11 protein-coding genes and 1 other annotated feature are annotated in these 14,016 nt (G+C 39.9%); of the genes, 9 read left to right on the forward strand and 2 right to left on the reverse strand.

Going from position 1 to position 14,016, the window contains the following annotated elements; genetic code table 11:
* Window positions 1-126: 126 nt before the first annotated feature.
* The 3 genes from SG0102_RS04760 to recD2 all read left to right on the forward strand — a co-directional run bounded on the left by SG0102_RS04760 (window position 127) and on the right by recD2 (window position 5,293).
* Entirely contained in the window at window positions 127-1,851 is a 1,725-nt protein-coding gene (locus tag SG0102_RS04760; protein WP_125118897.1) for a Na/Pi cotransporter family protein, read from the forward strand.
* A 98-nt stretch (window positions 1,852-1,949) separates the two neighbouring features.
* Window positions 1,950-3,080: a tRNA 2-thiouridine(34) synthase MnmA gene (gene mnmA, locus SG0102_RS04765; RefSeq protein WP_125118898.1), complete on the forward strand. Its 1,131-nt coding sequence runs from the start codon at window positions 1,950-1,952 to the stop codon at window positions 3,078-3,080.
* Window positions 3,080-5,293: an SF1B family DNA helicase RecD2 gene (gene recD2 / locus SG0102_RS04770; protein ID WP_125118899.1), complete on the forward strand. Its 2,214-nt coding sequence runs from the start codon at window positions 3,080-3,082 to the stop codon at window positions 5,291-5,293. The genes mnmA and recD2 overlap by 1 nt, the downstream gene beginning before the upstream one ends.
* Window positions 5,294-5,315: 22 nt before the next feature.
* Here the strand turns inward: recD2 and SG0102_RS04775 are convergent, their stop codons facing one another.
* The gene (locus SG0102_RS04775; RefSeq protein ID WP_125118900.1) at window positions 5,316-5,723 is read right to left on the reverse strand and encodes a helix-turn-helix domain-containing protein; all 408 of its coding nucleotides are present in this window, start codon (window positions 5,721-5,723) and stop codon (window positions 5,316-5,318) included.
* 53 nt (window positions 5,724-5,776) lie between these two features.
* Between SG0102_RS04775 and SG0102_RS04780 the strand changes: the two genes are divergently transcribed.
* The 4 genes from SG0102_RS04780 to alaS all read left to right on the forward strand — a co-directional run bounded on the left by SG0102_RS04780 (window position 5,777) and on the right by alaS (window position 11,400).
* Window positions 5,777-6,769 (forward strand): protein kinase domain-containing protein, encoded by a 993-nt coding sequence (locus SG0102_RS04780; RefSeq protein WP_157982978.1) that lies wholly within the window; start codon window positions 5,777-5,779, stop codon window positions 6,767-6,769.
* 80 nt (window positions 6,770-6,849) lie between these two features.
* Window positions 6,850-7,377 (forward strand): DUF4352 domain-containing protein, encoded by a 528-nt coding sequence (locus SG0102_RS04785; protein WP_125118902.1) that lies wholly within the window; start codon window positions 6,850-6,852, stop codon window positions 7,375-7,377.
* A gap of 373 nt (window positions 7,378-7,750) precedes the next feature.
* A complete protein-coding gene (ygiD, locus tag SG0102_RS04790; protein WP_125118903.1) occupies window positions 7,751-8,521 on the forward strand; it encodes a 4,5-DOPA-extradiol-dioxygenase in 771 nt (256 codons plus the stop codon).
* A gap of 41 nt (window positions 8,522-8,562) precedes the next feature.
* Window positions 8,563-8,760: a binding site (T-box leader), on the forward strand.
* A gap of 33 nt (window positions 8,761-8,793) precedes the next feature.
* Complete coding sequence (gene alaS, locus SG0102_RS04795) at window positions 8,794-11,400, forward strand: alanine--tRNA ligase (RefSeq protein WP_125118904.1); 2,607 nt, start codon at window positions 8,794-8,796, stop codon at window positions 11,398-11,400.
* Between the two features lie 163 nt (window positions 11,401-11,563).
* Here the strand turns inward: alaS and SG0102_RS04800 are convergent, their stop codons facing one another.
* Window positions 11,564-13,384 (reverse strand): IS1634 family transposase, encoded by a 1,821-nt coding sequence (locus tag SG0102_RS04800; protein ID WP_125118715.1) that lies wholly within the window; start codon window positions 13,382-13,384, stop codon window positions 11,564-11,566.
* Between the two features lie 143 nt (window positions 13,385-13,527).
* Here SG0102_RS04800 and SG0102_RS15940 point away from each other — a divergent pair, with 143 nt between their 5' ends.
* Both SG0102_RS15940 and SG0102_RS04810 read left to right on the forward strand, forming a co-directional pair.
* Complete coding sequence (locus SG0102_RS15940; protein WP_408609978.1) at window positions 13,528-13,632, forward strand: DHHA1 domain-containing protein; 105 nt, start codon at window positions 13,528-13,530, stop codon at window positions 13,630-13,632.
* A gap of 125 nt (window positions 13,633-13,757) precedes the next feature.
* Window positions 13,758-14,015 (forward strand): IreB family regulatory phosphoprotein, encoded by a 258-nt coding sequence (locus tag SG0102_RS04810; protein WP_125118905.1) that lies wholly within the window; start codon window positions 13,758-13,760, stop codon window positions 14,013-14,015.
* Window position 14,016 lies beyond the last annotated feature (1 nt).

Raw genomic sequence — 14,016 nt, forward strand, 5'->3', positions numbered from 1 at the left:
TTAGAGTATATAAATTAACATATTCTTAACAAACACTTAACGACGCCATGATGTTTCTTACTTAAATTTTGCTTATTATTTAATTGAAATTTAAGATTCATAAGGACAAGTTTGGAGGGCCTATATATGAATGAAACTATGAAAACACTATTCGGTCTCTTTGGCGGTTTAGCGATCTTCCTCTTTGGCATGAACCAGATGAGTGACGCACTGCAGAAAGCTGCCGGGGAACGAATGAAAAAGATACTCGCGATGTTTACATCGAATCCTGTCAGAGGCGTTTTAGCTGGTGCTTTAGTCACGGCGGTATTACAAAGCTCTAGTGCGACCACCGTTATGGCGATCGGCTTTGTATCCGCTGGCTTAATGACCCTGCCGCAGGCGATCTCTGTCATCTTCGGGGCCAATATCGGGACCACGATGACGGCGCAGTTAATTGCTTTTGATATCAATGATTATATTTATCCGATTATTTTTGTCGGCTTCTTGACCAACTTTATTGGTAAGAAAGAAAAGACGAAAAGTATCGGAACCGTTATTTTATCCTTTGGTTTATTATTCTTAGGAATTTCGACAATGAGTTCAGTGATGAAACCATTAGCGAATTCGCCAGTTTTCATCCATATGCTTGAAAAAGTTGCGGATATTCCAGTCTTAGGCGTTTTAGTTGGTTTATGTATGACCCTAGTTGTGCAGAGTTCCAGTGCGACGATTGCCGTACTTCAGAACTTTGCGGCCCAGGCTGGACCAAATGGGCATTCCTTACTTGGTTTAGCGGGCGCCATTCCGGTTTTATTAGGCGATAATATCGGGACCACCATTACGGCTTTATTAGCCTCTTTAGGCGGCAGCCGTAATGCGAAAAGAACGGCGATTGCCCATTCGATCTTCAATATTTCCGGAACCTTATTATTTATCTGGTTCGTCAAACCTTATGCCCATCTGATTACAATGATTTCTCCCCATGGGGCGGAAACCGCAGTCATCTCTCGTCAGATTGCCAATGCCCATACAGGCTTCAACTTAACAATGACAATTTTATGGACGCCATTATTATGGTTAATGGTCAAGATCGTGATGCGTATCTTACCAGAAACAGAAGCGGAAAAGAAAGCGCGTTTAGGAACGAGTCGTGTCATTATGTACTTAGATGATTCGGTCATCAATCAGCCTGCGGCCGCTTTACAGTTAGTCGTTGAAGAAGCAATGAACTTAGGTAACCGCATTGGGGAAGTGTTACGAGAATTGCCAGCTGTTGTCCGCGGTGATCAAAAGAGCGAAAAAGTTATGGCATCGATTGAAGAAAGCAAAGAGCTTCATAAAGCCATTCTTGATTATATGACCAAGCTTTATGCCAATGGTGTCTTAAATGAAGATCAGGCCCATAAAGCCAATGGTATTATGTATATCGTTGATGAAATTGATCGTATCCGTCATGTCTGTCACAATGTTATTGATATTTCAACGCAGGATCAGACCGGTGGCTTCAGTTACAGCGCTAAAGCCATTTCGGATGTCAATAAATCCTTAATGTCGACTTTAAATATGTACTTTGCGACGTTAGAAGTCATTGCGACAGGCGATGTCAGTCGGATTCATGAGATTAAGAATATTAAAAACACCTTGGTGCAGTTTAATGTCAATATTCAGAATCGCCACTTAAAACGTGTCGCTAAAGGAGAATGCGCAAAAGAATTAACAGCTTCCTTTGCTGAGCTGATTTCGAATATCGATCGTATTACCAGTAACTGTGATAACATCTTAGAGGCGGTTAACGGTCATCTCAATCTCAATGAGTTAAGAGCGATTGAAGACCACGTGATGCCTTCTGAATTATCCTTGAATATGTAAGAAAGATTCCTTTCGGGGAATCTTTTTCATTTGGCGAACAGCTTTTTTTTACTACACGAATGTGTTACAATGGAGGACGCGTAAAAGGAGGCGTAAACATGAGCCAAAGAGTTGTATTAGGCTTAAGCGGGGGCGTTGATAGCGCCGTAGCTGCCTATATGTTAAAAAAACAAGGCTATGATGTCATTTGTGTATTTATGAGAAACTGGGATTCTCAGTTAAATAATGATATATTAGGAAACCCGACGAATAATGATCCTGTCTGTTCCCAGGAAATGGATTATAATGATGCGAAAGCGGTCGCTGACGCATTAGGCTTAGAATTAAAAAGAGTCGACTTTATTAAGGAATACTGGGACCATGTCTTTACTTATTTCTTAGATGAATATGGCAAAGGCCGTACCCCTAATCCAGATATTTTATGTAATAAAGAAATTAAGTTTAAAGCATTCTTGCAGTATGCTGAAGAATTAGATGCCGATTATATTGCGACCGGCCATTATGCCCGCGTGGAACATCGCGATGGGGATGATGTGATGTTAAGAGGGGTGGATGGCAATAAAGACCAGACCTACTTCTTATGTCAGCTCAATCAGCATCAGTTAAAGAAATCACTCTTCCCCATCGGTGAATTAACCAAACCGGAAGTGCGTCAGATCGCTCATGATCTTCACTTGCCCGTTGCCGATAAGAAAGATTCTACCGGTATCTGTTTTATCGGAGAACGTGATTTCAGAGAATTCTTAAAGAACTATATTCCGGCCAAACCAGGGAAGATTGTCGATTATGCAACAAAGAAAGTGATTGGCGAACACCAGGGGATTATGTACTATACGATTGGTCAGCGCCGCGGCCTGGAAATTGGCGGCAAGGGCGGCCCTTGGTTTGTCATCGGTAAAGAATATGATCAGAATATTCTTTACGTCGCTAGTGGTGATTCTAACCAGTGGTTATTATCTGATGAGGCCCTCATTACCGGCGTGAACTGGATTTCCTCAACGAAACCAGAAGGTGATTTTGACTGCACGGCCAAATTCCGTTATCGTCAGAAAGATAATGATGTCAGCATTCGTTTTATCAACGAAGATACCATCTATGTCACTTTCAAAAAGCCAATCAAAGCCGTTACGCCAGGTCAGGCAGCGGTCTTCTATGATGGTGAAGTATGCTTAGGCGGCGGCACCATTGATAAGGTTTATCACAATAATAAGGAGCTTGAATATTTATAATGATTGAATATACGGGTACGATCAGTTATGTCCGCTACTACAGTGAAGAAACGAAGTTCATTGTGGCGATCTTTGACTGTGATCAGGAAGGCGTTAAAATCAATATTACCGGCAATATGTCTTATGTGAATAAAGATGAACGCTATCGTATTACGGGTGATTATGTCACCCATCCCCGCTATGGCAAACAGTTTCAAATTCAGTCTTATGAAGTGATTCTGGCGGATGACCATGATCAGGTCATCCGCTATTTATCATCACCGTTATTTAAAGGCATTGGCACAAAACAGGCGCAAGCCATTGTCGATACCTTAGGGGATGATGCGTTAACACAGATCAAAGACAATCCGCATTGTTTATTGCGTGTCCGCGGGATGAGTGAAAAGAAGATGAAGGTTATTACTGATGTCCTCAATGATCAGGCCCTTGATCATGAAATTCTCAATTTCTTTATGGGCCATGGCATTTCAACGCGTTATCTGACAGCGATTCAAGGCTGTTATGGTGATGAAACCGTAAAAGTTATTGAAAACAATCCTTATCAGCTGATTGAAGATATTGAAGGAATCGGTTTTAAAACGGCTGACGATATTGCCATGAAACTGAACTTTGATCCGCAGTCTGAATACCGCATTCTCGCGGCGATTGAAGATGCGTTGATGAGTCAGTGTTTTAAAAGTGGGGCAACTTATCAAAGATATAGTGATATTTATTATACCTTCTCACGTTTTTTGCCAGATGTTCCCTCTGAAGTGTTTGAACAGGCATTAAAGAGTTTGCTTGATAAGAAGCACATCGTTTTAGAAGAAGACCGTTATTATCCAGTTACTCTTTATGATTCCGAAGTCACAATTGCCTCATTATTTAAGAAATTCAAACGTTTACCAAAGTCGCATTATGATCAGGAAGAACTCGAAGACAAATTATCTGAGATCGAAGAGATGTTAGGAATTCATTATGATGAAACCCAAAAAGAAGCGATCTTCACCTTTATGCGCGAACCAGCGATGATTCTCACTGGTGGCCCGGGAACGGGGAAAACAACGATTGTTTTAGCAATTTTAAAGCTTTATCGGTCGCTGCATCCTGATGATCATATCGATTTAGCCGCGCCTACTGGTCGCGCCGCGAAACGTTTAGCCGAATTAACAAACTTAGAAGCTTCTACCATTCATCGTTTATTAAAATGGGATATGCATAAGAACGTCTTTGCGATGGATGAAAACAATCCCTTATCAACGCAGTTATTAGTCATTGATGAGTTCTCAATGGTGGATAGTTTATTATTTTCTAAGCTTTTAAAAGCGGGGAAACATGTCACCAAAATCTTAATGATTGGTGATGATCAGCAGCTGCCAAGTGTTAGCTGCGGGAATGTCCTCAAAGACATGATGACCTCTGGGATCGTGCCGGTGGTCGCACTCAATACCATTTATCGTCAGTCGGAAGGTTCCGGGATTGTCGAATTAGCCCATGCGATTCGTAATAACCAGTATCATCCTGATTTATTACAAGCACAGGATGTGCATTTTATGCCTGCGGCGAATTATGAAGTGCCAGGGAAAATCTTAGAGATCATTCAGGAAGCGATTGATGATGGCTTTGAAATGGATGAAATCCAAGTCTTAGCACCGATGTATCGCGGTGTCGCCGGTATTGATGCGCTTAATGAAGCCATTCAGAATCTCGTGAATCCTGCCGATCCTTTTAAAGAGGAATACAAGGCGGGACGAAGGACTTTTAGAGTAGGAGATAAAATTCTGCAGCTAAAAAATCGCGTAGAGGATGAAGTCTTTAATGGAGATATTGGGATCCTCACAGAGATTATTCCTAAAAATCCTCAAGAAGGGACTTCTGAAATCTTAGTTGTGACCTATGATGACAAAGAGATTGAATATAGCACGCAGGATCTTTTTCAAATCACGCATGCTTACTGTATGTCGGTTCATAAATCTCAGGGCAATGAATTCCCTATTGTCATTATGAGTGTTTTACGTGATTATACGATTATGAATCGTAAGAACCTGCTTTATACTGGGTTAACCCGAGCAAAGCATGAATTATTCCTCATCGGTGAGCAAAATGCCTTTACCCAAGGCTTAACGCGAGACAGCGATGCGGTGCGCAACACCACTTTATCACAGCGTTTACGCGGTGAAAAAGTGCCTGCTCTACAAATTGATGATTTCTCTTTTGGAGACCTCTCTTTCTAACCTAGGTGATGCCTAGGTTTTTCTAATCCGTCAGCAAGGGGAGCGCATGATCGGCTAAGTAATCATTGATTTCCATCACCGAAAGGTGATGTGAGATGCCATAAATAATTAAGGCATCGCGGGACACTTTGGCATAAAGCGGGCCATGATCGCATAGCGCGAGAAGGCGGTTAATCTCGTCAAAGCTAAGATCTAAAGCGATGGCTAGAGATAAAATTTTATTCCGGCTAGGCTGACGGGTTCCCTTAAGAATCTGATAGCCATAGGTTCTTTCAATTTGTGCTGCTTTAATGATCTGACTTTTTGATTTTGAAGAGCGCTGGATATAGTGATCTAAAAGAGCTGTAAAGCTAATATTAGGTAAGTCATGAATAAGTTTCGTAGGGTCTTTGGTTTGCGTGAGCTGATTAAATAATTCGTTCGTTTTCATATGTATCACCAATTCAATGATATAATATTTAAAAAGTGAAGGAAAGATGGATGATGAGAAAAGAGATTCAAGTGATAAAAAAGGATGATCAGAAAATTATTTATCTGATCACTGATCAGAATGAAAAAATCATTGAAAAGATTCTGCCTTTAGAGGCGAGGTCACTCTATGTTGCTTTAAGGGACATAAAGACATACATTCCCCGTATTAAAAAAATTTATGAAAGCCAAGGACGTCTAATTGTCGATGAAGAATACATTGAGGCACCAACCTTGGCGACTTATCAGCAGAGTCGCCCTTTAACGCGTTCGCAAATAATCTCAGTGATGCAACAGCTGCTTGAGATTTTAGATGTTTTACATCATCATGATCCAATGATTATTCATCGTGATATTAAACCAGAAAATATTTATTATGATGGGGAAAAGATCATCTTGGGGGATTTTGATATTGCGCGTTTTTATACCAATAAACATACTGTTGATACCACAGCCCTGGGTTCCATTGGTTATGCGGCGCCTGAACAATTTGGCTTTTCTCAGACCACCGAGCAGACGGATCTTTATGCCTGCGGGGTTTTGCTCAATGTGCTAGCAACCGGCTATATGCCTTCTGTTTCTTTAGTGAAAGGGATGCTGCGACCAATTGTGAAAAGAGCTATTGAGATTGATCCCCAAGATCGCCATCAAAGTGCCCAGGCCATGCAAAGAAGCCTGGCGTATTGCACATTGATTCCCGTTGGTTTTCGTCATGGCAAAAAGTCTCATAAGATCATTGCGAGCATCACTTACATCCTTTTTGCTCTTTTGCTTATTATGGTCGCTTTATCAGTCAAAAAAGATACGTTTTGGTCAGTTCTCTTCATGCTTTCTCTAGAGCTTTGGTTTTTCGTTTTTGGCTTTAATTATGCGAATGTTTATGACTTTTGTCTCTTTCATAAAAATCATTATCGCATGATTCGCATCCTTGGCATTCTCTTAACGACAATCATTACATATTTTTTCTTCTTGTTTCTTTTTGGTTTGGGCTTAGTGATTTTCTCATAGATGTGTGTGCTAGCAGCACACCATTTTCTTTTTGAAGTATGGCATAATCATTCTTGAAAAATGTTTAGATGGAGGAAATTATGAGAAAGCAAAAGAAACCTATTTATAAAAGAGTCTGGTTTTGGATCCTAGTTGTGATCATTATTTTTGGCGTGAGCTCAATGGGTAATGATTCCGGCAATGGTGGTGAAAAAGTGAGTTCATCGACAACAAAGCAGACTACACAAAAGAAAATGAGCTATTATAAAGTTGGTGATAGTGTCAAGGTTGGAGATGTTGTCTATACATTAAAAAGTGCCACTACCACGAAAGAGCGCAATATGTTTGAAGATAAGAAGCCAAAGTATGTCATTAAAATTGTTTATCATGTGAAAAACGGATCAGATCAGGATCTTTCTGTTGGTGTCGATGATGATGTTTATGGACCTGATAATAATAAACTAGATAATTATCCGCTTAATAACACGACATTAGATGCGATTGCACCAGGTAAAGAAAAGGATGTCACGGTTGGTTATGGGGCTCATTCTCTAGGCAGTTTTGAAATCCATTTTAAACCGGTCTTGTCTTTAGAAAAAGAAGCCATTTACAAAGTAAAAATCAAGTAGAAACAGGGCAGTAACAGCTGACCTGTTTTCCTATAGCAAACTTATGAATGATTGAATCAATTGATGACATATGCTTATTGTCAGCGGATTTGCTTTATATGTCATCGCTATAAGTGTCTCGGTGATTGTGACTTAGGCTGATCCATTCTCTATTGGATTTACTGTTTCTTTTTTTAAGATTACGGAGATCAAAAGCAGGTTAAGATTGAAACGATGACCACATCGCAGAAAGTTTTAAATATTGCTTTTCTTATTTTTCCCTTTATCCTTTGTTTTATGCTCTAATGCTCAAGTAAAAGATACCAAGACAAGAAAATAATCCTACTTGTATAAAGTAACTTACTCATTTATAGTAACTATCGAGGTGATTACTATGAAATTTCCAGCAGTATTCATCGGTCATGGTTCACCGATGCTGGCTTTAGAAAACAACATGAAAACTTTAACACTCAAGAAAATGGGTGACTATATTTTAAAAACTTATGGCAAGCCAAAAGCGATTTTGATGGTTTCCGCACACTGGTATCAGAATGATACCTTTGTCTCTTGTGCAAAGGAACCGAAACAAATCAATGATATGTATGGCTTCCCTGATGAACTTTATGCTTTAAAGTATCCTGTGAAAGGCGATCCTGAGTTAGCGGAAAAAGTCGTGAAGATGCTGCCGGGAATTGCTCGTGTTAATAATGACTGGGGCATTGATCATGGCGTTTGGACACCACTTATTCATATGTTCCCTAAGGCGGATATTCCCATTGTTGAAATGAGCGTGAATGCCCGTTTAGATGCCAAAGGCTCTTATTTAGTTGGTCAGGTCTTAGGCGACTTACGCGAGCAGGGTTATTTAGTGATGGGCAGCGGAAATGTGGTTCATAACTTAAGAGAAACAGATTGGAATAATCCTCATGGCAGTAAACAGGCAGATGCTTTTGATACCTATATTCATGATGCTATTACCCGCAAAGACTATGATGCAGTGATTGATTATAAGTCTCATCCAGATAGCAGTTATGCCGTGCCAACGCCCGATCATTTCTTACCACTTCTCTATGTTTTAGGGGCAGCTGGTCAGGATGATGTCAAGGTTTTTAACTATTTTAGAGAATTAGGCTCAATGAGTCAGACCTGCTACTTATTTGAATAAGAGGCCATTGATTTTTTATCAAAGGCATGTATAATAGTACACGTAAATCGATGAGAAAGATGAGTACTCACATGGCCTTTAAAAGAGAGCAGGCGGCTGGTGTAAGCCTGTAAAGACGTGCGAGGAAAGCTCCTTTTGAGAGTGATGCAAACATCACCGTGACACTGACGTTACAAGTGAAGAGGTGCATGAAGTCATTCATGAACAAGGATGGTACCGCGATTCAAGTCGTTCCTTACTAGGAACGGCTTTTTTTAGTTGAAGGAGGACATATGAAACAACTTACAGGTAATCAGACACGTCAAATGTTCCTTGATTATTTTAAAAAACAGGGACATATGATTGAACCAGGGGCATCATTAATTCCCCATAACGATCCGACATTATTATGGATCAATGCTGGCGTTGCCGCATTAAAGAAATACTTTGATGGAACGGAAAAACCAGCATGTAACCGTATTGCCAATGCGCAGAAATCTATTCGTACAAACGATATCGAAAACGTTGGGAAAACGGCTCGTCACCATACATTCTTTGAAATGTTAGGTAACTTCTCTATTGGTGATTATTTTAAACGTGAAGCGATTCATTTTGCCTGGGAATTCTTAACCAGCGAAGAATGGATTGGGATGGATAAAGATAAGCTTTATATCACCGTTTATACCGATGATGAAGATGCTTATAACATCTGGACGAAGGAATGTGGCGTAGATCCTAGTCATATGTGGAAAACAGCTGATAACTTCTGGGAAATCGGTGAAGGTCCAGGCGGCCCTGATAGTGAAATTTTCTATGACCGCGGGGAAGCTTTTGACCCTGATCATATCGGTATTAAATTATTCCATGATGATATGGAAAATGACCGTTATGTCGAAGTCTGGAATATCGTTTTCTCACAGTTTGACTGTAATCCAGCCATTGATCGTAAAGATTATAAAGAATTACCACATAAGAATATTGATACCGGGATGGGCTTAGAACGTTTAGTTTCCATCATCCAGGGTGGTGAAACTAACTTTGATACTGACTTATTCTTACCACTTATTCACCATGCCGAAACTTTAGCAAATGTGAAATATGAAGATAATAAGATGGCTTACCGCGTGATTGCCGACCATATCCGTACCGTGACTTTCGCTTTAAGCGATGGGGCTATGTTCGATAAAGCAGGCCGTGGCTACGTCTTAAGACGTATCTTACGCCGCGCTGTCCGTTATGGTCGTCAGATTGGTATTGAAGGTCCATTCTTATATAAATTAGTGGATACCGTTGTCGATATGATGAAAGAATTCTATGACTATCTGCCAGCGAAAGCAGACATGGTCAAAGCCGCTGTCAAGAAGGAAGAAGAAGCTTTCGCTAAAACCTTAAATCAGGGTGAAAAACGTATTCAAAACTTCATGGCGAATGCGAAAGACAAAACGATTGATGGTAAAACAGCTTTCATGCTTTATGATACGTATGGTTTCCCATTTGAATTAACCGTTGAAATCGCCTCAGAAAAAGGCTTTACCGTTGATCAGGAGGGCTTTGATGAAGAAATGAAAGCCCAGCAGGAAAGAGCCCGTGCGGCGCGTGGCGATCTGGAATCATTTGGTTCTCAGAAAGCAGACTTAATGGACTTTGATGAACCATCGACCTTCACTTATGATAAAACGCCAATTGAAGCGAAAGTGATCGCTTTATTCAAAGATGGTGTGAAGTGTGATGAAATCACTGATGAAGGAGAAGTCATCTTCGACAAAACCACATTCTACGCAGAAATGGGTGGCCAGGTTGCCGATACGGGGGTTATTAAAAATGCCCAGGGTGAAGCGCAGGTAGAAAATGTTTTACGTGCCCCAAATGGTCAGCATTTACACTTCGTGAAGACAAATACGCCTATTCATGTTGGTGATACCTTCACTTTATATATTGACACGGTTAAACGTCAGTATACTGAAAATAACCATACGGCGACACATTTATTAGATGCCGCTTTAAAACAGATCTTAGGGGATCATGTCGCTCAGGCTGGTTCTTACTGTGATGATAAAGGCTTACGTTTCGACTTTACCCATCCAGCAAAGATGAGCGAAGAAGAATTAAAAGCGGTTGAAGCTTTAGTGAATGAAAAGATCTTTGCTGGCATTCCTGTAGAAACGAAAGAAATGCCTAAGGATGAAGCCATTAAAGAAGGGGCTATTGCCTTATTCGATGAAAAATATGGCGATATTGTTCGCGTTGTAAAAGTCGGCGATTTCTCGGCAGAATTATGCGGCGGGACACATGCGCCTAACTCATCACGAGTTGGTTTATTCAAGATTACCAACGAAACATCAGTTGGTTCAGGGGTCAGACGTATTGAAGCCGTGACGTCCTTTGAAGCATACAAAGCGCTCAAACATGAAGAAGAAGTCGTGAATGAAGTGGCGGCAGCGTTAAAGTTAAAGAATAAGAAAGATGTCACAGAAAAAGTGGCAGAATTGGTTGAACAGGAAGCGGCGGATCGCAAAGAAATCGAAAAGCTGACCTCGCAATTAAACAGCTTAGAAGCGAAAGCGAAGATGAATGATGTGGAAGAAGTCAATGGTGTGAAATTCCTTTATGAACATGTTGAAAAGAACACTAAAGAAGCTAAACAGCTCGTCTTCGATTATCGTGATTCGTTAGGCAGCGGTGTGATCTTTGTGACTAGCACTCTTGAAGGGAAGAACTCTTACTTCATCGGGGTCACGAAAGACTTAAATGAAAAAGGTGTGAAAGCGGGAGATCTTGTCAAAGCGATCAACCCAATCTTAAATGGCCGCGGCGGCGGGAAACCAGATATCGCCCAGGGTGGTGCACCTACTTTAGACGCTATTGAAGATGCTAAAGAAGCCGTTAAAGCCAAATTATAAAAGATCGAGAACATTTGCTTTTGCAAATGTTCTTTTTTTGGTCACATCATAATCATGTCGATTGTAATTTCCTAAAAAGTGGTATAATCCCATATTTTACAGTTAATAAGCTAATAAAGGCAAAATGTATTGATGTATTCAACATATTTTGCCTTCCTTTTATTTAAATCAGTTTCGTACTTTTTTTAGAATTAACGACTCTTTGAAATTTTTTTAAATATTTTTGAGTAATTATTTTTCGTGAGGGCTGAAAGCCAAAAACTTCAGCCAGGTCATCCACAATTTCTGTCCTTTTAAAGGACGGAATATAGTTTGTTCCATTTATATAGGTTAGGTTAAGATCACGGAGTGTATCAAATAATTCTGCACATGTATATTTCTCATTCATATACTTTTTCTCAAGCAGGCGATAAACCAGCAGGGCAATAAAGCATATTAGGAGATGACCGTTGATTGAATGTTCTTTTGTGACATACATAGGTCTTGTTTTTAGTTCGCTTTTCATTATTTCAAAGTTTTCTTCAATCTCCCAGCGCTGCTTGTTTGCGCTAATAATCAATGAAAGATCATCGTCTTCAAGATCAGTGGTAACGGCATAGAAGCCATCATACTTTTCTTCCTCAGCGATTTTTTCCTCATCAATCATATAAACCGTTTCATTAGCCACCTCGCCATTCTTGGTGACTGATGCTTTAGAAATATAGTAGCGGGGATCTCGCTGGTTTGTTTTTGTGAGCTTTCCTGGGTTATTAAGGAGCTTTCTGGCTCTTTCCAGTTTCTTTTCTCTGATGTGTTTCTGATAGCTGGCAAATTTTCTTGAATAAGTAACTATGTAGTTTTCTTCAAGGGTGTACTTGCCGCCCGATGACTCGGATTTCTTAGTTCTTTTTTCCCATCGGTTCTTGTAGAAAACAAGATCCTTTATTTTTCTTTTTACACCCTCAATTTCAATGGTTTCCTTATCAGCCAGGTCATTAAGATTAAAAGTTCCGGCATACCCCTCAAGCTTCCATCCTTCTGGAGATATTGCCCATTCCTTCATGACTTTTGACATTTTCTTGATTGGCTGGGTGACAATATAGGCACCGTTTTTCTTCATGTCATTATATACCTTGTTTTCCCAGCCGTTGAGACCTGCATCAGCACAGACAACAAACTTTGAAACTGCAAAGTCCCTTTCAACAATAGCCTCTAACTCTCTCATGGATTTTTGCTCATTCATATTGCCCTGAAAGACATAATCAGCTAAAGGGAGACCATCAGCATCCATAAACAGACCATACTGAACAATAGGATTAGGTCTGTTTTCCTTGCTTTTTCCGTATTTTCTGTAGTCATCCTCTTCTTCAATCTCAAAATAGAAATTTGTGCAGTCATAGTAGAGAACCGCTGTGTTCTTCTTGAAAAGCTGTGAACTGTTTTTGTAAAGCATTTTTTCAATGAAGTATCTTTGCTCAGAGAGAACCTTGAGGGAACGGTAAACATCCGCCAGTTCATAATCAGACAAATCAAAAAACTTACTGCATGACTTATACGTAGACAGCTTTGATGAGGGATAAATAACCCTGGCAGAAACAAGATCATTAATAATGCTCGCTAAATTATACTGAAACTTGTACTGGTCTGATATCTCATTGCAGATATCCTTAATGCCCAAAGAACACAGTATGTTTCTGATGTACATATAGCCGATATTAAAGAGATTTTCCTTGTCTTTTTCTATTAGGTCATCCTGACTAAGAATCAGCTTAACATCTGCCTTGTCCTCACTGTCTTTTTGTCTGAGTTCATCAAGATAAAGCTTAAGCTGCTTCATGACCTCATCACGGGAATCGGTATGATACTTGTCCATGAGAGTCCTGATATTGCCCAGTTTTTCAACAACGAAGGTTGATTTTTTTCTAGTGTTAGGATCATAGAAGTCGTCGATAATATAGAATGATTCAGAGTTTTTAGATTTGGTTGATTTTAAACGTTTAGCCATATGGAAGCCCTCCCATATCATTATAACATACATTACGGAATATTACGAGTCTAAAATTAACAAAAGTTGACAAAAAAAGCTTTTTTCAAGCGCATAATTTGAGATATTAGGTTGTCTAACTGTAAAATCCCCGGATCAACCCAATCTTAAATGGCCGCGGCGGCGGGAAACCAGATATCGCCCAGGGTGGTGCACCTACTTTAGACGCTATTGAAGATGCTAAAGAAGCCGTTAAAGCCAAATTATAAAAGATCGAGAACATTTGCTTTTGCAAATGTTCTTTTTTTGGTCACATCATAATCATGTCGATTGTAATTTCCTAAAAAGTGGTATAATATATATTTAGTGATTTAGCGTAAGGGGGGTCTGAATTATGGCAAAAGATTACACACAGACAAGAGTATTTAACTCAGAAGAATTACGTAGAGAAGTTATTCGCAGCAATCTCAATACGGTGGCATCAGCTTTGAATGAACGTGGCTACAATGCGGTTCATCAGATTGCCGGATACCTGATTTCGAACGATCCAGCTTATATTTCCAGCCACAAAGGGGCCAGATCTATTATCCAGCAGGTCGATCGTGATGAGATTATTGAAGAACTTGTAAAATCATACCTGGAGAAAAAATAAC

The sequence above is a fragment of the Intestinibaculum porci genome (assembly GCF_003925875.1).
In the GTDB taxonomy this organism is placed as follows: Bacteria; Bacillota_I; Bacilli_A; order Erysipelotrichales; family Coprobacillaceae; genus Intestinibaculum; species Intestinibaculum porci.